This window comes from Kluyvera sp. Awk 3 (assembly GCF_028069715.1).
GTDB lineage: Bacteria > Pseudomonadota > Gammaproteobacteria > Enterobacterales > Enterobacteriaceae > Kluyvera > Kluyvera georgiana_A.
This window is the reverse complement of sequence record NZ_JANEWH010000079.1, coordinates 1-22,696: the sequence shown is the minus strand read 5'-3', so window position 1 is coordinate 22,696 and position 22,696 is coordinate 1. Positions and strand designations below refer to the sequence as shown.

Genomic DNA, 22,696 nt, shown 5'->3' with positions numbered 1-22,696 from the left:
GATGCGTACAGATGATTTTTGTGGGAAGAATTTATTGTTAATTTTATGTTAATGCTTTAGTCTGATTGCAATTTATATTAAAAAAAACAGCCAATGTAACCTGACTATTCAAGGAGATATGATGATTTTGCAGCAGGCTCCTCAGCTAGAGACTGAGCGCTTAATTCTAAAACATTTCACGTTGGAAGATTTTTCTGCTCTTCAGGCATGCTGGGCTGATCCAGAAATGGTTAAGATAAATGGCGGGGAAGTTCCCACGTCAGAAGCAGTATGGGCCCGCTTGTTACGTTATATAGGCCACTGGCATGCGTTAGGCTATGGTTACTGGGCCGTTTTTGAGAAAGCGACCCATCTTTATATTGGCGCTTTTGGGTTTCAGGATGCGCATCGTAATATTGAGCCAGCATTAACCTATCCAGAAGCCGGATGGACAATCATCGCAGAAATGCGCGGAAAGGGTTACGCCAATGAGGCATTGGCAGCGATCTTAGGCTGGGCCGACCAGACATTTACCTCCCCGGTATGCTGTATTATTGCGGAAGAAAACCAGCGTTCAAATTATTTGGCTGAGCGATTTGGTTTTCAATACCAGAATCATGTTAAATACCATAATAGAAATGTACGCCTGTTAATCCGTCCACTGTCCTCTGTTTAGTTTCAATTAAGTGTCAACTTTGCCATTGTCAAAAAAATGAAAATCAGGAGTGTTCATGTGATTCAAATGGATCACCGGTTATGGAGAAAAAGTAATCCTGTGATTCCTGACAGAATGTCCACTCCTCGCTGACACCCCTATCACAACTTTCCTGACACGTAATTCAGACGAAAAAAGTTACCTGTTCAGTGGTGTAATGGGGGCTAGCTCGCTGCATGTCGGTACGCTTTCCCGCGGAGATGTCATTAATACGCCAGAGCTTGCCCGAAAAGATCTGCGCGTTTTGCAGAAACTAAGTAAAGAGCTGCCAGAATGGGTATTTATTTACCGGGCAGCAGAGCAAGAATACGGGTTACCAGCACTCATTATGAATAAGGGCGTAACATACTTTTACATCAGATAGTCAGTACAAAGGTTATCTGGTTAAAGCCGCCGACAACTGGCCGAGCAAAAATTCGAATGCTGAATCAGTTAGGACAGACGCTATAAATTATTCATAATAAGAATAATTCCCCGCGAGCCTGACATAAGGAACTGCATCACCATCATGCTAATAAAATGGACTAAACGCTTTGTTTTGCTGGTGGTTTTCGTACTGCTTGGCGTGCTGGGTACGCGTGTTTACGACATCCAGAGCCAGCCTGCATTGCAGCGCTGGCATACCTTTGTGCCGCACGAGATGCGCGCGAAAGAGATAGATAAAGCCAGCTGGCAGGATTACATCAATGCGGAAAATCGCCTTTTTGAGGACGTTCGCGTCAATGTCACCGACAAGTTAGCCCCTGATGAGCAGATCCCCTTCAATCGCTATTACTCCAAAAGCGCGAATTATCCTGGCCATTTTGCCGTCGACTGGAATCGCTCCTTTATTCTGAAACCGCAGGGCCAGCCGAAAGGGGCGGTGGTGTTACTGCATGGGCTCACCGACTCGCCCTACAGCATGCGGCACATCGCGATAAACTATCAGCAGCACGGCTACGTGGCGATTGGCATTCGTTTACCCGCGCACGGCACGGTACCCGGAGCTCTCACGGATGTGGACTGGCAAGACTGGGCTGCCGCCACCCGGCTGGCGGTACGAGAGGCAAAAGCGCTGACGGCAAAACAGCTGCCATTGCATCTGGTGGGATATTCAAACGGTGGGGCGCTGGCGCTGAAATACGCGTTAGATGCGCTGGATGACCCCATGCTGGCGAAACCGCAGCAGGTGATTCTGATCTCACCGATGATCGGCATTACCGCTTTTGCCCGTTTTGCCGGGGTTGCGGGCTGGCCGGCGGTGTTTCCGGCATTTGCTAAAGCCGCGTGGCTTGGCATTGTCCCCGAATATAACCCTTTTAAATACAATTCGTTCCCGGTCAATGCCGCACGTCAGTCTTACGGGCTAACCCAGGCGCTGCAAACGCAGCTGCTTGCCGCTTCCCGACAACACACGCTGAATGCGCTGCCGCCGATACTGACCTTCCAGTCGGTAGTGGATTCGACGGTTAGCAGCGCCGCCGTCATTTCCGGCTTATATGAAAGGCTGCCGGCAAACGGCAGTGAAGTGGTGCTGTTTGACCTGAATCCGGCGGCGAGCGTGACGCCATTGCTGCGGGCCTCGTCGACGACGGCGCTCTCCCGGATGCTGCCCTCGCCACCGCGAAAATACGGCGTCACCATCGTGTCGACCGCCTCGACAACCTCCACCGATAGCGAAGCGCGCACTCTTCCTGCGGGTGAGGTGAATGACATGGTTGAACCGTTGGGCATTGAGTATCCGCGCGATATTTATTCGCTGTCCCACATTGCGCTACCGTTCCCGATGAGTGATTCCCTCTATGGACGTTACCCCGAACCGCGAAATGAATATGGGATTAGCCTGGGCACTTTCGCCGCACGCGGTGAGCGTTCGACGCTGGTCGTGGAACTGGATTTCTTGATGCGAATGTCCTCCAACCCATTCTTCCCCTATATGATTAATCGTGTTGACCACACCATGACCCCTTAGAGCATCGCGTATGAATATTTTTCTTGTCAGTGAACAGGGCGAGCTGGTTTTGCAAAAGGGCAGCCAGCTGATTGTTGAGTTTGCAAACGGCATGCGGCTTGAGCTTTCTGAAAGCCCCACACCTTTACCGCCGACCATTCCTCACGGTCTGTCTATTCGTAGCGATTCTCAGCCTCCGGTGCCATTGAACATCACGCCCGTGGCGGCAAACGGCATTGTCGTGGCCCTGGGTCAGAAAAATAGCGTTGGTATAACGATGCATATTGCCGATGCGGCGCGCTGTCTGCAGACAGTCAAAGGCAACAAGGTATTGATCAGGCTGAATAATGGCAAAACCCTCGAAGTGATGGAGGATTACACCCGCCGTGGCCTGCTTATCTGGGGAGGGCGTGAGCCCATTCCCGGTCTGCCTATGGACGAAGTGAAAGCCAGAACCGAGAGCCTGGGCCTGTACCCACTGGCCAGTAACCTGATTCACCTCTTTCCCTGGCGCCTGGAATAGGGGGACGCGATGCGTTTGTTGCTGATATGATGCTTTTATGTGAACAACAGGGGCAGTGCATGAACGCCGACTCGACAGCAACACGCTTCAAATTCCCACGCTGGATTGACGTCGTCGAAAGATGTGTTAACCGTGTTTCTCCGCGATCATCATCAGAACAGAGGGCGCGCAGCGATGGCCGTCAATTTTGATCTTAACGATCTCTATGCGTTTCGCGCGCTGGTGGAATACAGCAACTTTCGCCTTGCCGCGGAATCAATTTGCCTTTCGCAGTCGGCATTAAGTCGCCGGATTGAAAAGCTGGAGTCGGCGCTGGGGGTTAAGCTGTTCGACAGAACCACCCGCCACGTGACGTTGACGCTCTACGGGCAGACTTTTGCGGAACGTTCCGGTCAGCTGCTGATGAACGTCGAGTCGGTGCTGGCCGACGTCAATAAAGCGAGCCAGGATCGCGTTGGGTTAGTGACGGTAGCGACGGTGCCCTCTGCGGCATATTACTTTATGCCGGATGTGATCCGCCGCTTCCAGCTGCGTTATCCTCGCGTGCGGGTTAAGATAATCGATAGCAGCGCGGGAAACGTCATTGCCGCGGTCGCCAGCGGACAGGCCGACTTCGGTATCTGCTTTGCGTGCAATTTACAGCCGGATATCGAGTTTTTGCCGTTGGTAGCGGACGTCTACGTGGCGGCCTGCCGACGCGATCACCCCATCGCCCGTCAAAAAAGCCTGACGTGGCAGGCATTTTATCAATACGACTATATCAGCCTCGATAAAACCTCCGGCAACCGTAATTTACTCGATCAAATGCTGGGGGACGTGACGCCAGAGCGGCCCAGCATCTGTGAAACGCGGCATGTGACGACGATGCTGGGGATGGTTGAAGCGGGGATTGGCATCGCTGCGGTGCCCGCCATGTCGATGCCCGCCGCAGAACACTCGGTCTTAACCCACCGTCCGCTGACTCACCCGGAGGTGAAACGGACGGTGGGGCTTATCAGACGTAACGGGCGGATGCAGTCCTATGTCGCTGCCGAGTTAGAAAAGCTCATCACCGAACAGTATCATGTTGGACACCGCCACGGAGCTTAACGCGCTGGCGGCTTTAATGACTGGTTTGCAGCGAGAGCGCCCGGCGGCGATACAGATACAGCGTCGCTAACAACGCGCAGACGGCGGCAAAGCTCATCCAGTAGCCGGGTGACGCTTTATCGCCGGTATATTCAATTAATGCGGTTGATATCACTGGCGTGAATCCGCCAAATACCGCGGTCGCCAGGCTATACGCCAGTGAAAAACCCGCCACCCGTACTTCTACCGGCATAATCTCCGTTAACGCGGGGATCATTGCGCCGTTATACAAGCCGTAGATAAAAGAAAGCCACAGCAGCACTGTCAGCATCATGCTGAAGCTCGGGGCGTGAGCCAGCATGCTGAGTGCGGGGTAGGCGGTGATGAGCGCCAGCAGCGCCATCGTCACCAGCACCGTTTTGCGGCCAAAACGATCCGACAACGCGCCGCCAATCGGCAACCAGATAAAGTTAGAGATGGCGACCAGCAGGGTGACCAGAAGACTGTCGGATGCACTGAGCATCAGCACTTTTTTACCGAAAGTCGGGGCATAGACGGTAATCAGATAGAAGGCGGTTGTCGTCATAGCGACCATTAGCATGCCCGCTACAACAACCTGCCAGTTGGCCAGCAGGGTTTTGAAAACATCCCGCATCGCCAGATGATGGCGACGGGTCTGGAACTCCTGAGTCTCTTCCAGCTTGCGGCGCAGCAAAAAGATAAACGGTACGATCAGGCAGCCGAACAGGAACGGAATTCGCCAGGCCCAGTCGTGGATCGTACTCTCTTCCAGCGCCATATTCAGCGCAAAGCCCATCGCTGCGGCCACCATAATCGCCACCTGCTGGCTACCTGACTGCCAACTGGTATAAAAGCCTTTATTGCCCGGCGTGGCAATCTCTGCCAGATACACCGATACACCGCCCAGTTCCGCGCCCGCGGAGAATCCTTGCAACAGACGACCACAAAGTACCAGCAGCGGCGCCCACAGGCCGATGGCCTGATAAGAGGGGATTAGGACGATCAGAAACGTGCCGGCAGCCATGATAGAGAGCGTGACAATCAGCCCTTTACGGCGTCCCACTTTATCGATGTAAGCGCCCAGCACAATCGCGCCGATTGGCCGCATCAGAAAACCGGCGCCAAAGACGGCAAAAGTCATCATCAGCGAGGCGAATTCGCTGCTGGCGGGGAAAAAGGTATGCGCGATGTAGGTGGCGTAAAAACCGAACAGGAAAAAATCGAACTGCTCCAGAAAGTTACCTGAAGTGACGCGCAAAATCGCGCCAGCCCTTGCCTGAATGGTCATTGTTGTAGCAGGTAGATGCATTTTTATCTCCAGTCTGTTCGTGACGCTTATAGCGCGCCTGTTTCAGCAGACTGGATCAGGACAATGAAGGAGATAAGCGCATTAAAATCATCGACTGATGCGTATTACGCATTAATCAGCGTTAACAATCTTATGCAGTCAGTTGCAACATGGCTTTAACAAGTGTCTGTTGTGCGAAGGGGATTAATCGCATGCCAAAAATGATGACTGCGTTTTGTGACCGGGATCATTTCGGCAGATAGCCCGGTGAGGGCTGGCTACGCGACAGAGCGCGTAGCCACAATGGTCGCTATTACCTCACAGCATGCAGCGCAGCGTCGCTCTTATTGCCATATTTATTGAGCACTTGCTCAATCACCGAGGCCAGCTCGTTAATCTCAAACTTGGCGACGTAGCCATCGGCGTTAACCTTGCGGATGTGATCTTCGTTAGCGTTGCCCGATAGCGAAGAGTGGATCACCACCGGGATATTACGCAGACGCGGGTCAGTTTTGATCTTGCGGGTGAGGGTAAAACCGTCCATCTCCGGCATCTCGAGGTCGGTTAGCACCAGGGCGATTTTGTCGCTCACCGGTACCCCTTCCTGCGCCGCCTGCTGGGCAATCAGCTCAATTTTCTCCCACGCTTCTTTGCCGGTGACGTGCAGCTGCGCGGGAATATCCATGGCCTTGAGCCCTTTTTCCAGCATCGCGCGCGCCACTTTCGAGTCTTCAGCGACTATGGCCGTTGCCCCCGGCTTAATGTTGAACTTACGCGGAGTGAGCGCTTTGGCGTGCAGATCGTGGTTTGACGGGGTGATGTCATACAGAATTTGCTCCACGTCGATAACCATGGCCAGGTTGTTGCTCTCCTGATGGTCGTCGAGGCAGGCGATGCTGGTGATGTACTTACCATTGACCGCTTTCTCGGCGGTGTGGATCTGCGTCCAGTCGAGGCGGGTGATGTTCTCAACCGATTCCACGGCGAAGGCCTGCACGCTGCGGGCGTATTCGGTAATCAGCAGAATATTCAGTCCGTTGCTCGGGGTGCACCCCGTGACGGCGGCGAGATCGATAACCGGGATGATCTGATCGCGAATATTCACCATCCCCATCAGCGGCGGCTTGATACCCGCGGGGCGGGTGAAGCTCGGCATCGGGACAATTTCGCGCAGCTTAAAGACGTTGATGCCGTAAAGCTCTGAAGCCTCGCTCTGCGAGGCTTTGCCCAGGCGGAACAGCAGCAGCTCAAAACGGTTGGACAGGGTCAGGTTAGCCCTGTCGTCGATCTCTTTCTGGAAGTTATCCATGGTGCCCTCAGCATGATACAGCGTGAACTTATTAGCTGAGTTATCGGCACGCTGAGGCAAAACGTTATTCTGGCGTGAAGGTGGCGAAATCCTCCGCCAGCTCGCAGTTCGCAAAGTGGCTCTGGCACTCGGCCAGCAGACGGCGACAGCCTTCGGCATCGTAGCGCGAACTCACGTGAGTGATAATCAGCCGCCTGGCGTTGGCCGCCAGCGCCAGTTTAGCGGTCTGCTCGCTTGAGGAGTGACCGCGGCTATTGGCTTTCTCCGCCATCGCCGCTTCCAGCGTAGCCTCGTGGACCATCAGATCAACGTCACGGGCCAGCGCCAACGCCGCTTCGCAGGGGGCGGTATCGCCAAAAATGGCGATTTTTTTGCCGGGGGTCGCCGGGGCGAGATAGTCAGCGCCGTCGATGATACGCCCATCCGCCAGCGTAATGCGCTCGCCTGCTTTGAGCTTCTGGAACAGCGGGCCGAAGGGGACGCCGTCGGCAATTAGCCGCTTTGCGTCCAGCGCACCGGGTTTGTCGTGTTCTTCAACGCGAAAACCATAGCACTCTACCGGATGATTTAGCTGGTAGGCGGTCACTTTGCGCAGCCCGTCATCAAGGATCTCGCCGGCGCTGATCTCCACTATCGTCAGCGGGAAGTCGGTCCATGAACCACTCAGGCGCAGCGTCGTTTCAACGAACGCTTTCAGCCCCGTTGGGCCGTACAGCGTCAGCGGCTGAGCGCTACCGGCCATCGAGCGGCTGCAAATCAGCCCCGGCAGGCCAAACAGATGGTCGCCGTGCAGGTGGCTGATAAAAATACGCTCAATCTTGCCTGGGTTAAACGGCGTATGCAGCAACTGGTGCTGAGTGCCTTCACCGCAGTCAAAAAGCCACATCCCGGGTTGGGTCGGATGTTGCAGGTTCAGCAGCATTGCTGTTACGTTGCGGGTACGGGTTGGCACGCCCGCGGATGTGCCTAAAAAAGTCAATTGCATAGTGCCGCGCCCCTGGCGGTAAAAATAAGGTCTAAGGAGCCTACCATGATTCGCTGGCAAGATTTGCACCATTCTGAACTCACCGTCCCGGCGCTGTACGCGCTGCTGAAATTGCGCTGCGAAGTGTTTGTGGTGGAGCAAACCTGTCCGTACCTCGATGTGGACGGTGACGATCTGCTGGGCGAGAACCGTCATCTGCTGGGCTGGAAGGATGATCGGTTGGTGGCCTATGCACGAATTCTGGTGAGCGAGGAAGAGATTGAGCCGGTGGTGATTGGCCGGGTCATCGTCAGCGCCGATGTGCGCGGCGAACGTTTAGGCCATCAGCTTATGACGCGGGCCGTCGACGCGTGCCAGCAGCGCTGGCCGCAGCGGGCGCTCTACCTCGGCGCACAGGCGCATCTGCGCGATTTTTATGCCCAGTATGGCTTTATTACCGTCACCGACGTTTATGACGAGGACGGCATTCCGCACGTGGGTATGGCGCGCGAAGCGGTGCGCGCATAACCGCGAATCCTGGCTATAGTAAAAGACAAAGTCCGTTGATTTTCAGTGCGATATTGCCTTCGCGCTTATTTACTCCCTAATCGTGGGTACTGCAATTTACGGGTAGTACCCCTTATACTATGTGGTTTTTATGATAGGGAGGTTGGCGTGCGTTCGATTTTAGCGGCGTTGCAGCGCCTGTCAGCGCTTCTGGCAGACGATTTTCCCGCGTTGCCCGGCATGCGAATCCTTGAAGCAGCTTTCCCTCTGAATGATGCCTTTGACCCGCTCGCCTGGCTGAACGGTCAGGTGGTCTGGCCACAATTTTACTGGCAGCAGCGCAGCGGCAAGGAAGAGATTGCCGCGCTGGACACCGTGTGCACGTTCTCCTCGTTGGCGCAGGCGAATGCCTTTCTTGCTACGCTGCCGCGTGATGACATCCGCGTGTGCGGCGTTAATGCCTTTGAACCGACACGCGGCACGCTGTTTTTGCCGCGTCTGGAATGGCGACGTGAAGCTGGCCGGGCCACCCTGCGGTTGAATCTGTGGAGCGAGACTTCGCTGGCACAGGACGCCGAGCGGGCGCGGGCCTGTCTGGCGGCGCTCAGCGCCCATCATTCCTCTGCTGAACTCTCGCTGCATCAGGAGAGCGAAACCCATCGTCCAGGCAAAGAGGGCTGGTGTCGGCTGATTCAGCAGGCGACCCAGGCGATCCGCGACGGTGAGTTCACGAAAGTGGTGCTGGCGCGCGCGACGGACCTCACTTTCAGCCATGCGCCGGACGCCGGTGCGCTGATGGCCGCCAGTCGCCGGGTCAATTTCTCTTGCTATCATTTCTACATGGCCTTTGACGCTCGCCGGGCGTTTCTGGGGTCATCGCCGGAACGTTTATGGCGGCGACGTGGCGTGCAGCTGCTGACCGAGGCGCTAGCCGGTACGGTGGCCGCGCATGACGATCCGGTCATCGCGCAGCGGTTGGGCGATTGGCTGATGCACGACGATAAGAACCAGCGGGAAAACGGTCTGGTGGTTGATGATATCTGCCAGCGGTTGCAGGACGTCACGCACGCGCTGGATGTGCTGCCTGCGGAAATCGTCCGCCTGCGTAAGGTGCAGCATCTGCGCCGCCGCATTCAGGCAGAACTCACGCAACCGGACGACACGCTGTGCCTGCTCCAGCTTCAGCCGACGGCGGCGGTCGCCGGGTTACCCAGAGCGGCGGCGTTGGCGTTTATTGACCATTTTGAACCGTTTACCCGTGAAGAGTACGCGGGGTCCGCGGGCTATCTTTCGCGGCAGCAGAGTGAGTTTTGCGTCGCGCTGCGTTCAGCCAGGGTGGAGGACAAGACCGTGCGGCTGTATGCGGGGGCCGGGATTGTCGAAGGCTCCGATCCCGAGCAGGAGTGGCAGGAAATCGAAAATAAAGCGGCGGGGCTGCGCTCATTGCTATTCTCTGAATAGAACATTATCGACTCATATCAAAATCCTACGCTGTCGTAGTCTTTATACTGAGTCGCAATATTTGATACCGGACAAATTCATGTCAGTAAGCGCATTTAACCGACGCTGGGCGGCGGTGATTCTGGAAGCTTTAACCCGTCATGGCGTGCGCCACGTTTGCATTGCCCCCGGGTCGCGTTCAACGCCGCTCACTCTTGCGGCGGCGGAAAACCGCGCCTTTATTCATCATACCCATTTTGATGAACGCGGCCTTGGCCATCTGGCGCTGGGCCTGGCGAAAGTGAGCCGCCAGCCGGTGGCCGTTATCGTCACCTCCGGTACCGCGGTGGCGAACCTCTATCCTGCGCTGATTGAAGCCGGGCTGACCGGTGAAAAAATTATTCTCCTCACCGCCGACCGTCCGCCGGAGCTGATTGACTGCGGCGCGAATCAGGCGATTCGCCAGCCGGGAATGTTTGCTTCGCACCCTTCGCAGACCGTATCGCTACCGCGCCCGAGCCAGGATATTCCAGCTCGCTGGCTGGTATCGGTGGTGGATGATGCGCTGGGTGCGCTGCATTCTGGCGGCGTCCACATTAATTGCCCGTTCGCGGAACCGCTGTACGGCGATATGGATGACACCGGGCTGGCCTGGCGGCAGGCGCTGGGCGACTGGTGGCAGGGGGATAAACCCTGGCTGCGCGAAGCGCTGCATCAGGAGAGCGCGGTCCAGCGCGACTGGTTCTTCTGGCGGCAGAAACGTGGTGTCGTGGTGGCGGGGCGCATGAGCGCGGAAGAGGGCAAACGTGTCGCCGAATGGGCCAAAACGCTGGGCTGGCCGCTGATTGGCGACGTGCTGTCGCAAACCGGGCAACCGCTGCCCTGCGCCGATCTGTGGCTGGGTAATCCGGCCGCGGTCAGCGAGCTGCAACAGGCGCAGATTGTGGTGCAAATCGGCAGCAGCCTGACCGGCAAACGGGTGCTGCAATGGCAGCTTGCCTGCGAGCCGGACGAATACTGGCTGGTAGACTCGCTCCCCGGCCGCCTGGACCCGGCACACCATCGCGGGCGTCGACTGGTCAGCAATATCGAGCAGTGGCTGGAGAAGCATCCTGCTGAAAAACGTGCGCCGTGGGCCACGGTTATTCCGGCGCTCTCCGCGCAGGCCTGGCAGGCGGTGGCTGCTCAGAGCGAGCGTTTCGGCGAGGCCCAACTGGCGCACCGTATTCGCCGTTATCTGCCGGATCAAGGGCAGCTATTTGTCGGCAACAGTCTCGTGGTGCGCCTGATTGACGCTTTAGGCCAGCTGCCTGCGGGCTACCCGGTCTACAGCAATCGTGGCGCCAGCGGGATTGACGGGCTGATTTCGACGGCGGCAGGCGTGCAGCGCGGCAGCGCACGGCCAACGCTGGCAATCGTCGGCGATCTTTCGGCGCTCTACGACCTTAACGCGCTGGCGCTGCTGCGCCAGGTCTCCGCGCCGCTGGTGCTGATTGTGGTCAACAATAACGGCGGGCAGATATTTTCGCTGCTGCCGACGCCGGTGGAAGAGCGTGAGCGTTTCTACGCCATGCCGCAGAACGTGCACTTTGAACATGCGGCGAAAATGTTTGGCCTGAACTACCATCAGCCGCAGGACTGGGCGGCGCTGGAGTCCGTGCTCGCTGCCGCCTGGCGTGCGCCGGCAACCACGGTGATTGAACTGGTGGTTAACGACACCGACGGCGCGCAAACGCTGCAACAACTGCTGGCGCAGGTGAGTCATCTATGATTCTCCACGCCGTCGCCGAGCGGGGCGACCCAACGCAGCCGTGGCTGGTGTTCCTGCACGGTTTTTCCGGCGACCATCGGGAATGGCAGCCAGTGGGCGAACGCTTTACGCGCGCCAACCGGCTGTATATCGATCTCCCTGGGCATGGTAGCTCGGCGAACGTGCAGGTAGACGGCTTCGCCGACGTGGATGCGTTGCTCAAGGCGACGCTGCTTAGTTACAACATACTTAATTACTGGCTGGTGGGGTACTCGCTGGGCGGCCGGGTGGCGATGCACTACGCCTGTGGCTCGCGGGCAGACGGCCTGGCAGGCGTTATCGTCGAAGGCGGTCATCCCGGCCTGATGAACGACGCCGAACGCGCGCAGCGCTGGCGCAACGACCGACAGTGGGCGCAGCGTTTTGCCCAGCAGCCGCTGGCTGAGGTCTTTGCCGACTGGTATCAGCAGCCGGTGTTCGCCAGCCTGACCGCCGAACAGCTCGATGCGTTGGTGGCGCTACGCCAGCAGAACCACGGCGTTGGGCTGGCGGCGATGCTGCTGGCCACCTCTCTCGCGGTGCAGGACGATCTGCGTCCGGCGCTGCAAGCCCGTACTTTCCCTTTCTGGTATCTCTGTGGCGAGCACGACCGCAAGTTTCAGGCGATTGCCGAAACGCTGGCGCTGCCTTGCCATATTATTCGTGATGCCGGACACAACGCGCACCGGGAAAATCCCGCAGGCGTCGTCGCGTGTCTGGCGCAGATTTTGCCTGCTAACTTATAGGAATCGCTATGATTTATCCTGATGAAGCTATGCTGTACGCCCCTGCCGAGTGGCACGACTGTTCCGAAGGCTTTACCGACATTCGTTATGAAAAATCGGCTGACGGCATCGCTAAAATCACCATCAATCGCCCGCAGGTACGCAACGCGTTTCGTCCGCTGACGGTCAAAGAAATGATCCAGGCGCTGGCGGACGCGCGCTATGACGACAATGTCGGCGTGATCATCTTAACCGGCGAAGGTGATAAAGCCTTCTGCGCCGGCGGCGACCAGAAAGTACGCGGTGACTACGGCGGCTACCAGGACGACAGCGGCGTGCATCACCTGAACGTTCTCGACTTCCAGCGTCAGATTCGCACCTGCCCGAAACCGGTGGTGGCGATGGTGGCTGGCTACTCCATCGGCGGCGGCCACGTGTTGCACATGATGTGCGACCTGACCATTGCGGCGGAAAACGCCATCTTCGGCCAGACCGGCCCGAAAGTCGGCTCCTTCGACGGCGGCTGGGGCGCGTCTTACATGGCGCGCATCGTGGGTCAGAAAAAAGCGCGTGAAATCTGGTTCCTGTGCCGTCAGTACGATGCCAAAGCGGCGCTGGATATGGGCCTGGTGAACACCGTGGTTCCGCTGGCGGATCTGGAAAAAGAGACCGTGCGCTGGTGCCGCGAAATGCTGCAAAACAGCCCGATGGCGCTGCGCTGCCTGAAAGCGGCACTGAACGCTGACTGTGACGGCCAGGCCGGTCTGCAGGAGCTGGCGGGGAACGCCACCATGCTGTTCTACATGACGGAAGAAGGTCAGGAAGGCCGCAACGCCTTCAACCAGAAGCGTCAGCCAGACTTCAGCAAATTCAAACGGAACCCGTAATGCGTAGCGCGCAGGTTTATCGCTGGCAGATTCCAATGGACGCGGGTGTGGTGCTGCGCGATCGGCGGCTGAAAACCCGCGACGGGTTATTCATCTACCTGCGTGATGGCGAACGGGACGGCTGGGGAGAAATCTCCCCACTGCCGGGCTTTAGCCGCGAAACGTTGGACGAGGCGCAGTCTGCGCTGCTGGCCTGGGCCGACGCCTGGCGGCAGGGCAGTGACGCGCCGTTGCCCGACGTGCCTTCCGTGGCGTTTGGCATCAGCTGCGCGCTGGCGGAAGTCAACGATGCGCTACCGTTGGCGGCAGACTATCGCGCGGCGCCGCTGTGTACCGGCGATCCTGATGATCTGGTACTGAAGCTTGCTGAGATGCCCGGTGAGAAAGTGGCGAAGGTGAAAGTGGGCCTGTACGAAGCGGTACGCGACGGCATGGTGGTCAACCTGCTGCTGGAAGCGGTGCCTGAGCTGACGCTGCGCCTTGACGCCAACCGCGCCTGGACGCCGTTGAAAGCCCAGCAGTTCGCCAAATACGTTAATCCGCATAACCGTTCCCGGATTGCCTTCCTCGAAGAACCCTGTAAAACCCGTGACGACTCGCGCGCCTTTGCCCGGGAAACCGGCATCGCGATTGCCTGGGACGAAAGCCTGCGGGAAGCGGATTTTCGCTTTGCGGCTGAACCGGGCGTGCGGGCGGTGGTCATTAAGCCGACGCTGACCGGCAGCCTGGCGCGGGTGAAAGAACAGGTCGACGCGGCGCATGCCCTTGGCCTGACGGCGGTCATCAGCTCTTCTCTTGAATCCAGCCTTGGGCTGACCCAACTGGCGCGCATTGCCGCCTGGCTGACGCCGCAGACCATGCCGGGTCTCGACACGCTGAATCTGATGCAGACGCAGCTGATTCGCTGTTGGCCGGAAAGCCCGCTGCCGTGCGGCGCGATTGAGGATATGGAGCCGTTACTGTGACTTTCACAACCTGGCCATGGCGACACTGGCGCGCGCGACGCGACGGGAAGATAGCGCTACGTTTTGATAGTGAAAGCCTGAACTGGTCAACGCTGTGCCAGCGTATTGATCGGCTCGCCGCGGGGTTTCAGGCGCAGGGCGTCAAAGCTGAGGATGGCGTGGCGCTGTGCGCGCGTAACAGCGCGGACGCCGTGCTGGCCTGGCTGGCGCTGCTCCAGTGCGGCGCGCGAATTTTACCGCTCAACCCACGCCTGCCTGCATCGCTGGTTGGCGAGCTACTGCCGGCGCTCACTCTGAGCCACATCCTGAATCTTGATGCGCAAGTGCATTACGGCCTCCCGGCGCTCAGCCTGCAAGAAGCGGAGGAGTATCGCGAGGTGGAGTGGCAGGCGGATCGTCTGGCATCAATGACGTTGACCTCCGGTTCGACAGGGTTACCGAAGGCCGCCGTACACCGCTGCGCGGCGCATCTGGCGAGCGCGAAAGGGGTATTGAGCCTGATACCGTTCGGGGAAAATGACGGTTGGCTGCTGTCGCTGCCGCTGTTTCATGTTTCCGGGCAGGGCATCTTCTGGCGATGGCTGCTGGCGGGCGCGCAGATGGCGGTCAGCGAACGTCCATTAGCCGAGGCGCTGGCGCATTGCACCCATGCCTCGTTGGTGCCGACGCAGCTGTGGCGACTGCTGAACGACAATCAACCGCTGTCCCTGAAGGCGGTATTGTTGGGCGGTGCGGCCATTCCTGCCGAACTGACCGAACAGGCGGCAGCCAGAGGGATCCGCACCTTTTGCGGCTACGGTCTGACCGAATTCGCCTCTACCGTTTGCGCGCGTGAGGCCAACGGTGGGGACGATGTGGGCGCGCCGCTGCCAGGCCGGGAGTTGCGCCTGGTGGACGGCGAAATCTGGTTGCGGGCCAGCAGCATGGCGGCAGGCTACTGGCGCGATGGGCGTTTAGCGCCGTTAGTCAACGCCGAAGGCTGGTTTGCCACTCGCGATCGCGGCGAGCTGCATGACGGTCGGCTGCGGGTGATTGGCCGCCTGGATAACCTGTTTTTCAGCGGCGGCGAAGGTATTCAACCGGAAGAGGTCGAGCGGGTTATCGTCCAGCACCCTTTGGTGAATCAGGTGTTTGTTGTCCCGGTGGATGACGCTGAATTTGGTCAGCGCCCGGTGGCGGTGGTGGAGGGCGAACCTGCGCTGGATTTACCGCAGTTGGCCGCTTGGGCAAAAGATAAACTGGCCGGTTTCCAGCAGCCTTGCCGTTGGCTGCGCTTGCCCGAAGCGATGACAAGCGGCGGCATAAAAGTCTCACGACATCAGCTGACCCTCTGGGTTGCCACACAGTTATCCTGATCAATAATAAGTTGCAGCTATTTTGTGAATAATAAACATCATTGTTGCGGATGAATGGGAAGTAATTCGTTACAATCCCGGCGATTATTGTCCGTTTCGTACATTGAATCCGCCGTGTATCGCAGTACAATTCAGCGGGTTATGGGGTTTATTTTCGCTTTGCGTGAAAGGAATAAGATGAAAAAGAGCGTGTTATTGAGTCTGGCGGGGCTGATGTTTGTCTCTGCGTCAGCGAGTGCGATCAGTTTTAACGGTCAGGCCGGTAAAGATTATACCAACCTGGGCTTTGGTCTGGGCACCGAAACGTCGGGCCTGGCATTAACCGGTAACTGGACGCACAACGACGACGACGGCGACGTCGCGGGTCTGGGCCTTGGGCTGAATATCCCGCTGGGTCCGTTCCTGGCGACCGTTGGTGGTAAAGGTATCTACACGAACCCGAACGACGGCGACGAAGGCTATGCGGCAGCGGTTGGCGGCGGCCTGCAGTGGAAAATTGGCGACAGCCTGCGTCTGTTCGGCGAGTACTACTACTCTCCGGATTCCCTGTCCAGCGGCATCGACAGCTACACTGAAGCCAATGCGGGCGCACGTTTCACCCTTATGCGTCCAATCAGCATTGAAGCGGGCTATCGTTACCTGAACCTGGCGGGTAAAGACGGCAATCGCGACAACGCCGTGGCCGATGGCCCGTACGTTGGCGTCAGCGCATCATTCTGATTTTCTCCGGCGCAGCGTCCGCTGCGCCAGTTTTCTCTTCTTAAATCCTTCGCTTGCGTTATAGTTAATCGTCCTCTTTTTATTGGAGAAAGTGATGATAACGGTAGAGATGCTGTCCACCGGTGACGAAGTCTTATCGGGGCAGATCGTCGATACAAACGCAGCCTGGCTTGCCGATTTTTGTTTCCAGCAGGGTATTCCGTTGTCCCGCCGCAATACCGTGGGGGATAACCTGGACGATTTAGTGGCGATTCTGCGCGAGCGTAGCACGCAGGCTGACATCCTCATCGTCAATGGCGGCCTGGGGCCGACCAGCGATGACCTCAGCGCTCTGGCGGCCGCCACCGCGAAGGGTGAGTCGCTGATTCTGCACGAGGAGTGGCTGGCGTTTATGGAGCGCTTCTTCAGCGAGCGTGGTCGCGTCATGGCGCCGAGCAATCGCAAGCAGGCTGAGATTCCCGCCAGCGCCGAGTTGATTGATAATCCGGTTGGCACCGCCTGCGGTTTTGCCGTTAAGCTCAACCGTTGTCTGATGTTCTTCACGCCGGGCGTGCCGTCTGAATTTAAGGTGATGGTGGAACACGAAATTTTGCCGCGCATTCGTCAGCGTTATCCGGTCGGCGAGCCGCCGGTTTGCCTGCGCTTAACCACGTTTGGCCGCTCGGAAAGCGATCTCGCCCAGAGCCTGCAGCATCTCGATCTGCCGCCGGGCGTGACCATGGGCTACCGTTCTTCCATGCCGATTATAGAACTGAAGCTGACCGGGCCGTCGGAACATCGCGAGGCGATGCTGGCGTTATGGCCAGAGGTGCAGAAAGTGGCCGGGGAAAGCCTGATTTTTGAAGGTACTGAGGGGTTACCTGCACAGCTGGCCCGCGTGCTGAAAGAAAAACAGCTAAGCCTGACGCTGAGCGAGCAGTTTACCAGCGGGCTTATCGCGCTCCAGCTTTCTCGCGCCGGTGCGCCGCTGCTGGCGAGTGAAGTGGTGCCACCGCAGGATGAAACGCTGGCGCAAACCGCACGTTGGGCCGCCGAGCGGCGGGTGAATCATTTTGCCGGGCTGGCTTTGGCAGTGAGCGGGCTGGAGAGCGAGCACATTAACTTTGCACTCTCGACGCCGGAAGGCACTTACGCGCTACAGGTGAAGTTCAGCAATACGCGTCATGGCCTGGCGATACGCCAGGAAGTGTGCGCCATGATGGCGCTGAACATGCTGCGTCGCTGGCTCCACGGCAAACCGGTGGCCAGCGAACATGGCTGGATTAACGTGGTTGATTCGCTGGTGCTGTAAGCGCCCGATGGCGCGTTGTTTTCCCCCTCTCCCTTTCAGGGAGAGGGCCGGGGTGAGGGTAATCATGCGTTAACCAATCCGCCCATTTCCCCTCACCCTAACCCTCTCCCCAAAGGGGCGAGGGGACCGTTGGGGCGCAGCTTATCGGGCCAACGCCCGGGCCAGCAGTGTAATCGGATGCTCGCATCGCTTGCTGGTGGACATCTCAATCTGCCATTTACAGGTCTCGCAATCGGTGATCACCAGATCCGCGCCGCTGGCCTCAATTTGGGCAAACAGCGGCGCGCCTATCGCCTGCGATGTCGGGTAGTTCTCGCTTTTGAAACCATAGGTTCCGGCAATACCGCAGCATTGCGATTCGAGCACCTGAAGCTCCAGCCCCGGAATTTGCCGCAGCAGTTCCAGCGTATACAGCGACCAGCCCATCTTCTCCATATGACACGGTGTGTGATACACCACCTTCAGCGGTAATGGTTTGAGCGGCAGCTTTGCGCCGTCATCCAGCTTGCGCCACAGCCAGCGCGTGGCCAGCTCAATGCTGTCGCGCAGGCCGTGATTATCAACCTCCAGCAGATGCGGATACTCATCGCGTAGCGTAAACGTACAGGTGGATGAGGTTGCCAGCACCGGCAGATGGTTTGTCTCGATGGCTTCTCGCAGCGAAGCGACGTTGGTTTGCGCCTGACGCCGCGCTTTATCAAAGAAGCCGTTAGCAATCAGCGGCACGCCGCAGCACTTCTCTTTGCTGAGCAGCTGCACGCCGACGCCCATCGCGTTAAGCACGCCAATCAGATCGAACCCCAACTGCGGGTGGTTGTAGTTCACGTAACAGCCGTGAAAGAACGCCACCTGTTCAGCATATTGCGCTTGCTGCGCGGCGATCCTCTGATAGCGGCGACGGAAGCTGCCGAAGGAGTATTTTGGCAGGCTGCGGCGATGGTCGATTTTCAGCGTGGTGTCCAGCAGCTGGCGTACCGGCTTCAGGCCGGTGGTGGCGTTGACGATGGGCGCAAACGGCGTGGAAAGCGTCCCCATCAGATCGGTATGGCTGAGAATCGCATCGCGCAGGCCGGGTTTTTGTTGGCTATAGTCGGCGCGCGCGCGCTGGATAATATCGCCGATTTTCACATCGGAAGGGCAGGCCACTTCGCAGCGCTTGCAGTTGATGCAGTACTTGAGCGCTTCATCGTACAGCGCGCTGTCTTTACGCCGCAGGCGTTCGCCATCTGGCCCCGCCTGTTTTGGCCCAGGATAGCGCGGGTTGACGCGGCTCACCGGGCAGACGGTGGTGCACACGGTACATTTGATGCAGTTTTCAAAACTTTGCTGGCTCATGCTTCACCTCCCGCCAGGCCGATGATCTGTTTGGCGGCATGCAGGGCGGTCGCGGCACAAACGCCGCCGCCGCAGCCTTGGGCAATCGGATCGTAGCCGCCTAATACTGAACCAATGGCGAACAGGTTCAACACGGTTTTCCCGTGCAATGCGGGGCGCAAGGCGTTATCGACGATGACACCAGACTGTTGCCATGGCTGCGGATCAAAGAAATCGTTGCGATACCAGGCGGCGCGCGGCGCGGGCTGCATAATATCCAGCCCCAGCACTGACTCGCGAATCCCATCGCGTTCGGCGGTTAAGCCGTTGCTGAAAAAGCTGCCGCTGGCCAGTACGGCAAAGCGCGGGCGCAGCGGTATATCGCCGTGATTACGCGTCCAGATAGCCTGAATCTCCCCCTCGACGTGGCTGACGCGTACCACCTCGTCGCCTGCCATCCAGGTACCGCCGAGAGCGATAAACCGCCGCTGAAGCGCGGCGTGCAGACGCATACCTGGCACCGAGGGCGGCAGCGTAGGCAACAGAAATAATGCGCAGGGCAGGCTGGCGTTGAGCCAGTCAAACAGCGCGGTATCGCGCAAACCAAAGACGGCGGGCATGAGCAGCGCGTCTTGCCCAGCACACAGCGGCAGTAACGCTTCATACAGGGGAGGCCAGAGCGCTTTTTCATCGAGCACGCGGGCGATATTGGCGGCGCGAAACTCGGTGGGGTTGTCGCGCAGTACGTCCAGTTCCGGCAGATCGATTTCAGCGGTTTCGGCCGCCAGCCCCTGTTGTTGCAGGGATTCGGCCGCCAGATGCGGCTGGAAATCCAGAAAGCCGCTGATACCGACCACGCGAAGTGAACCTGTCGCCAGCGGCGCAACTGGCACTTCAGCCGGGCTGAGCCAGGCGGGGCGTAGCGTGCCAAGCGGCGTGACGCGCTGGTGTGGCTGCGCTGCGTGACCCTGCATTTTGATACCGCAATCGCTCAGCAGCGTCTGCGTTTGCTGCGCATAGCGAAGCACATTATCGCTGCCCAGTCGGGAATAGGGATGCTGTGGCGACTGCGCGGCCAATAAGGCCAGCCCTGGCGTCGGCTCGTCGACCCGTTGGCCGTCAGGCAGCGCGCTGAGCAAGTCCAGCGATCCGGACGAAAAATGCAGCGCGCTCTGGCCGCGCGTGACGATTGCACAGCGAAGCCCTGCCTGCTGTAGACGTATTCCGCACAGCAGCCCGGCCAGCCCACCGCCGATAATCACGCTATCAAATTTCATGACTGGACTCCTTGTCTAAACCACACAGCCCCTGATACACCCAGCGGGTTAGCTCGCTTTCACGTAGCGCATCGCCCCAGGCGATAGGCTGCACGCCTTTCCAGCGCTCGTTGAGAAAATCGGACAGCTGCTCCAGCGACTGCGCAGCGGTGGTAACGTTATAGCGATGCAGCAAGCCGCTCGCCCGACATGCGCAGAGTTCCCCCTGGCAGGTCCCCATGCCGACCCGCGTACGACGGCGCAAATCCAGCAGATTATTGACCGCCAGATTTTCCACCGCGTACTGCACCTCACCCGCGGTCACCGCTTCGCATTCACACACCACGCTGCGGTGCAGGCGGCTGTTGCCAAGCCACTCCGGGGTGCGATCGCCGTGGCGATAAACCGCCGAGCCGCGCAGCGGCGCGGGCAGCGAAATCATGCGCTGCAAGGTTTTTTCCGTAGACTCCTGCGAACCGGGCAGCGGCGTGTCGGCGGTGACGCAGGGGCGATGATGATTCAGCTTGCGGCAGACGGCATCGGTGGCCCATTCCGCCATCAGGCGATAGGTCATCAGTTTGCCGCCGGTAATGGTGATAAACCCTTCCAGACCGTCGCGCTCGGCGTGGTCCAGCAGCACAATACCGCGGCTGACGTTGCGTCCGCTGGGATCGTCGTCGCTGGCAACCAGCGGGCGCACGCCGCAGTAGGCGCGCAAAATACGCGTACTGGCCATGCGCGGGGCCAGTTTTTCCCCTTCACGCAGCAGGATGTCCACCTCGTCAGGCGTGACGCGGCAGCGGTCGATATCGGCATAATCAATGTGTGTCGACGTAGTACCAATCAGCGAAATGGTGTCGCCAGGCACCAGAATATCGGCGTCGGCCGGCGGGCGACAGCGGTTGATCACGTGCTGGTTCATCCGGCTTTCGAAGATCAGCAGCGATCCTTTGGCCGGGAACATGCGGATGCGTAAATCGGCATATTCCGCGATGCGCTGGCCCCAGATACCGGCGGCGTTAACCACCACCGGCGCATGCAGTTCGCACATTTCACCGCTATGGTGATTCAGCAGCGTCACGCCCTGTATGCGATCGCCGTGGCGGATAAGGCCCATCACTTCATGGGCCGTCAGAATAGTGGCGCCGTGTTCGCGCGCGTCGAGCATATTGGCGGCGGTCAGGCGGAAGGGGTCTACTGTACCGTCCGGCACGCGTACCGCGCCGACTAACGCGGGGTTGACCGACGGTTCCATTCTTCTGGCCTGAGCAGGGTCGATGGCTTCGGCCTCAATGCCTGCGGCGCGGCAGGCGTTGATAAAGGTGTGTTGGTACTGGAGGTCATCTTCCGGCAGGGTGATAAACAGGCCGCTGGTTGGCTCAATGCAGTGGCGAGCAATACGGCGCAGGATCTGGTTTTCGCTGATACACTCCCGCGCCGATTCGCTGTCGGTGACCGCATAGCGCGCGCCGCTGTGCAGCAGGCCATGGTTACGCCCGGTTGCCCCGGTGGCGATATCAAAGCGTTCAACCAGCGCAGCCTTCAGGCCGCGCAGGGCGCAGTCTCGGGCGATACCGGCGCCAGTGGCGCCGCCACCGATAATAATGACGTCAAAATCACGTGCAGAGGCGCTGTCCATTGTGTGTCCTCAATGTTCGTTTTAAGCACATTAAGTCACATCATTAATATAAATTGTTTGATATCGAACATATTCGAGCATTTATCGAAAGCATTACTGCGCGTTTTGCGGCATATATCGACTTTCTTAAAGGCTTCCGTCGTGGGCTAACTGATGCAAGCACGCGAGCAGCCGTTGCAACGGACTCCCTTCGATCGGCGGTTCGCGGGCGATCAGTGAAATCTGGCGATAGAACGCGGGCTCCAGCGGCACGGAATGCAGCGGCTGCGCCAGCGTTTTGAGCGTCAGTTCCGGCAGAAGCGCGATGCCCAGCCCCTGGTGGATAAAGCTCATTGCGGTGCTGGGGTGGTTAAACTCGTATTTGATTTGCGGCGTCATATTCATGCCCGCAAACAGCGCCATGATGCTCATTTCGTAACGCCCTTTACTGACGATAAGCGGTTCGTCGCGCAGTGCGCTGAGCGAGACCTGCTTTTGCGCCGCAAAAGGGTGATTCTCGGGGACCACGACGGTAAAACGGTCTTTATATATCGGCGTGACAAACATACCTTCGACCGGAATATGCACAAAACCCGCGTCGATATCATTATTGCGAATTGCCTCAATAATTTCCGCGCTGTTGGCTTCATGAGGAACAATTTTAATATTCGGATGATGCTCTTCAAAATAGCGCACCACGGCGGGCAGCACGCTGGCGCAAATACTCGGGAAGCAGCCAATCCGTAGCAGGCGCTGCGGGGTCTTTTTTTCCTGTTCGGCAATTTCTTTCACCGCGTGAACTTCGCTCATTAAGCGGTGCAGGTGAGCGACGATACGCTCGCCCGCGGGCGTCAGGCAAATCGCTTTACGCCGCTCGCGTAGCATAATAGCGACACCTAACTCCTCTTCCAGCGCGGAGATGGCCTGGCTGACTGCCGATTGCGTCATAAACAGACGTTTACCGGCCTCGGTGAATCCACCGCACTCCAGCACCGTCAGCAGCGCGTTGATTTGCGTGAGTGTCATTAGTTA

The 22,696-nt window shown here is 58.3% G+C and carries 20 protein-coding genes; 13 read left to right on the top strand and 7 right to left on the bottom strand.

Annotated elements, in window-relative coordinates; all coding sequences use genetic code 11:
• Positions 1–121: 121 nt before the first annotated feature.
• The 4 genes from NNN71_RS16060 (at position 122) to NNN71_RS16045 (ending at position 4,236) form a co-directional block, all read left to right on the top strand.
• Positions 122–655 carry a GNAT family N-acetyltransferase gene (locus NNN71_RS16060; protein WP_163449089.1) on the top strand — a complete coding sequence of 178 codons (534 nt, stop codon included), beginning with the start codon at positions 122–124 and terminating at the stop codon, positions 653–655.
• Positions 656–1,202: 547 nt separating this feature from the next.
• Entirely contained in the window at positions 1,203–2,645 is a 1,443-nt protein-coding gene (locus NNN71_RS16055) for an alpha/beta hydrolase (RefSeq protein WP_271458897.1), read from the top strand.
• Positions 2,646–2,655: 10 nt separating this feature from the next.
• Complete coding sequence (locus NNN71_RS16050) at positions 2,656–3,147, top strand: hypothetical protein (RefSeq protein ID WP_271458896.1); 492 nt, start codon at positions 2,656–2,658, stop codon at positions 3,145–3,147.
• Positions 3,148–3,321: 174 nt separating this feature from the next.
• Positions 3,322–4,236, top strand: coding sequence for a LysR family transcriptional regulator (locus NNN71_RS16045; protein ID WP_163449052.1), 915 nt, complete (start codon positions 3,322–3,324; stop codon positions 4,234–4,236).
• Between the two features lie 13 nt (positions 4,237–4,249).
• Here NNN71_RS16045 and NNN71_RS16040 read toward each other — a convergent pair whose 3' ends face one another.
• The 3 genes from NNN71_RS16040 to rnz all read right to left on the bottom strand — a co-directional run bounded on the left by NNN71_RS16040 (position 4,250) and on the right by rnz (position 7,818).
• A complete protein-coding gene (locus tag NNN71_RS16040; protein ID WP_191091020.1) occupies positions 4,250–5,545 on the bottom strand; it encodes an MFS transporter in 1,296 nt (431 codons plus the stop codon).
• Positions 5,546–5,837: 292 nt separating this feature from the next.
• On the bottom strand, positions 5,838–6,833 hold the full coding sequence (locus NNN71_RS16035; RefSeq protein WP_271458895.1) for a chemotaxis protein: 996 nt from the start codon (positions 6,831–6,833) through the stop codon (positions 5,838–5,840).
• 64 nt (positions 6,834–6,897) lie between these two features.
• Positions 6,898–7,818 (bottom strand): ribonuclease Z, encoded by a 921-nt coding sequence (gene rnz, locus NNN71_RS16030; protein WP_271458894.1) that lies wholly within the window; start codon positions 7,816–7,818, stop codon positions 6,898–6,900.
• 45 nt (positions 7,819–7,863) lie between these two features.
• On the opposite strand from rnz, the gene NNN71_RS16025 reads away from it, so the two are divergent.
• From NNN71_RS16025 to NNN71_RS15985, 9 genes are all read left to right on the top strand, one after another.
• Positions 7,864–8,325 (top strand): GNAT family N-acetyltransferase, encoded by a 462-nt coding sequence (locus NNN71_RS16025; RefSeq protein WP_223803030.1) that lies wholly within the window; start codon positions 7,864–7,866, stop codon positions 8,323–8,325.
• A gap of 147 nt (positions 8,326–8,472) precedes the next feature.
• Positions 8,473–9,765, top strand: a complete 1,293-nt coding sequence (gene menF, locus NNN71_RS16020; protein ID WP_271458893.1) for an isochorismate synthase MenF — start codon at positions 8,473–8,475, stop codon at positions 9,763–9,765.
• Positions 9,766–9,844: 79 nt separating this feature from the next.
• A complete protein-coding gene (gene menD / locus NNN71_RS16015) occupies positions 9,845–11,515 on the top strand; it encodes a 2-succinyl-5-enolpyruvyl-6-hydroxy-3-cyclohexene-1-carboxylic-acid synthase (protein ID WP_271458892.1) in 1,671 nt (556 codons plus the stop codon).
• Complete coding sequence (menH, locus tag NNN71_RS16010; RefSeq protein ID WP_271458891.1) at positions 11,512–12,279, top strand: 2-succinyl-6-hydroxy-2,4-cyclohexadiene-1-carboxylate synthase; 768 nt, start codon at positions 11,512–11,514, stop codon at positions 12,277–12,279. Before menD ends, menH begins: the two co-directional genes overlap by 4 nt.
• An 8-nt stretch (positions 12,280–12,287) precedes the next feature.
• Positions 12,288–13,145, top strand: a complete 858-nt coding sequence (gene menB, locus NNN71_RS16005) for a 1,4-dihydroxy-2-naphthoyl-CoA synthase (RefSeq protein WP_163449046.1) — start codon at positions 12,288–12,290, stop codon at positions 13,143–13,145.
• The gene (gene menC, locus NNN71_RS16000) at positions 13,145–14,110 is read left to right on the top strand and encodes an o-succinylbenzoate synthase (protein WP_223803026.1); all 966 of its coding nucleotides are present in this window, start codon (positions 13,145–13,147) and stop codon (positions 14,108–14,110) included. Before menB ends, menC begins: the two co-directional genes overlap by 1 nt.
• On the top strand, positions 14,107–15,465 hold the full coding sequence (gene menE / locus NNN71_RS15995; RefSeq protein ID WP_271458890.1) for an o-succinylbenzoate--CoA ligase: 1,359 nt from the start codon (positions 14,107–14,109) through the stop codon (positions 15,463–15,465). The genes menC and menE overlap by 4 nt, the downstream gene beginning before the upstream one ends.
• A 177-nt stretch (positions 15,466–15,642) precedes the next feature.
• Positions 15,643–16,185: a YfaZ family protein gene (locus tag NNN71_RS15990; protein ID WP_163449043.1), complete on the top strand. Its 543-nt coding sequence runs from the start codon at positions 15,643–15,645 to the stop codon at positions 16,183–16,185.
• 94 nt (positions 16,186–16,279) lie between these two features.
• Positions 16,280–17,476 (top strand): nicotinamide mononucleotide deamidase-related protein YfaY, encoded by a 1,197-nt coding sequence (locus tag NNN71_RS15985; protein ID WP_271458889.1) that lies wholly within the window; start codon positions 16,280–16,282, stop codon positions 17,474–17,476.
• Positions 17,477–17,617: 141 nt separating this feature from the next.
• Here the strand turns inward: NNN71_RS15985 and glpC are convergent, their stop codons facing one another.
• The 4 genes from glpC to NNN71_RS15965 form a co-directional block, all read right to left on the bottom strand.
• A complete protein-coding gene (glpC, locus tag NNN71_RS15980; RefSeq protein ID WP_271458888.1) occupies positions 17,618–18,811 on the bottom strand; it encodes an anaerobic glycerol-3-phosphate dehydrogenase subunit GlpC in 1,194 nt (397 codons plus the stop codon).
• Positions 18,808–20,067, bottom strand: coding sequence for a glycerol-3-phosphate dehydrogenase subunit GlpB (gene glpB / locus NNN71_RS15975; RefSeq protein ID WP_271458887.1), 1,260 nt, complete (start codon positions 20,065–20,067; stop codon positions 18,808–18,810). Before glpB ends, glpC begins: the two co-directional genes overlap by 4 nt.
• Positions 20,057–21,685 (bottom strand): anaerobic glycerol-3-phosphate dehydrogenase subunit A, encoded by a 1,629-nt coding sequence (gene glpA, locus NNN71_RS15970; RefSeq protein WP_271458886.1) that lies wholly within the window; start codon positions 21,683–21,685, stop codon positions 20,057–20,059. The genes glpB and glpA overlap by 11 nt, the downstream gene beginning before the upstream one ends.
• A gap of 126 nt (positions 21,686–21,811) precedes the next feature.
• A complete protein-coding gene (locus NNN71_RS15965; protein ID WP_271458885.1) occupies positions 21,812–22,690 on the bottom strand; it encodes a LysR family transcriptional regulator in 879 nt (292 codons plus the stop codon).
• Between the last annotated feature and the right edge of the window lie 6 nt (positions 22,691–22,696).

Excerpts from the sequence above, each read along its gene's own strand:
- NNN71_RS16060 (WP_163449089.1), top strand. The coding sequence starts at position 122 with ATGATTTTGCAGCAGGCTCCTCAGCTAGAGACTGAGCGCTTAATTCTA.
- glpC (WP_271458888.1), bottom strand. The coding sequence starts at position 18,811 with ATGAGCCAGCAAAGTTTTGAAAACTGCATCAAATGTACCGTGTGCACC.
- NNN71_RS16055 (WP_271458897.1), top strand. The coding sequence starts at position 1,203 with ATGCTAATAAAATGGACTAAACGCTTTGTTTTGCTGGTGGTTTTCGTA.
- NNN71_RS16050 (WP_271458896.1), top strand. The coding sequence starts at position 2,656 with ATGAATATTTTTCTTGTCAGTGAACAGGGCGAGCTGGTTTTGCAAAAG.
- NNN71_RS15965 (WP_271458885.1), bottom strand. The coding sequence starts at position 22,690 with ATGACACTCACGCAAATCAACGCGCTGCTGACGGTGCTGGAGTGCGGT.
- menC (WP_223803026.1), top strand. The coding sequence starts at position 13,145 with ATGCGTAGCGCGCAGGTTTATCGCTGGCAGATTCCAATGGACGCGGGT.
- menB (WP_163449046.1), top strand. The coding sequence starts at position 12,288 with ATGATTTATCCTGATGAAGCTATGCTGTACGCCCCTGCCGAGTGGCAC.
- glpB (WP_271458887.1), bottom strand. The coding sequence starts at position 20,067 with ATGAAATTTGATAGCGTGATTATCGGCGGTGGGCTGGCCGGGCTGCTG.
- NNN71_RS15985 (WP_271458889.1), top strand. The coding sequence starts at position 16,280 with ATGATAACGGTAGAGATGCTGTCCACCGGTGACGAAGTCTTATCGGGG.
- NNN71_RS16035 (WP_271458895.1), bottom strand. The coding sequence starts at position 6,833 with ATGGATAACTTCCAGAAAGAGATCGACGACAGGGCTAACCTGACCCTG.
- glpA (WP_271458886.1), bottom strand. The coding sequence starts at position 21,685 with ATGGACAGCGCCTCTGCACGTGATTTTGACGTCATTATTATCGGTGGC.
- NNN71_RS16025 (WP_223803030.1), top strand. The coding sequence starts at position 7,864 with ATGATTCGCTGGCAAGATTTGCACCATTCTGAACTCACCGTCCCGGCG.
- NNN71_RS16045 (WP_163449052.1), top strand. The coding sequence starts at position 3,322 with ATGGCCGTCAATTTTGATCTTAACGATCTCTATGCGTTTCGCGCGCTG.
- rnz (WP_271458894.1), bottom strand. The coding sequence starts at position 7,818 with ATGCAATTGACTTTTTTAGGCACATCCGCGGGCGTGCCAACCCGTACC.
- NNN71_RS16040 (WP_191091020.1), bottom strand. The coding sequence starts at position 5,545 with ATGCATCTACCTGCTACAACAATGACCATTCAGGCAAGGGCTGGCGCG.
- menH (WP_271458891.1), top strand. The coding sequence starts at position 11,512 with ATGATTCTCCACGCCGTCGCCGAGCGGGGCGACCCAACGCAGCCGTGG.
- menD (WP_271458892.1), top strand. The coding sequence starts at position 9,845 with ATGTCAGTAAGCGCATTTAACCGACGCTGGGCGGCGGTGATTCTGGAA.
- NNN71_RS15990 (WP_163449043.1), top strand. The coding sequence starts at position 15,643 with ATGAAAAAGAGCGTGTTATTGAGTCTGGCGGGGCTGATGTTTGTCTCT.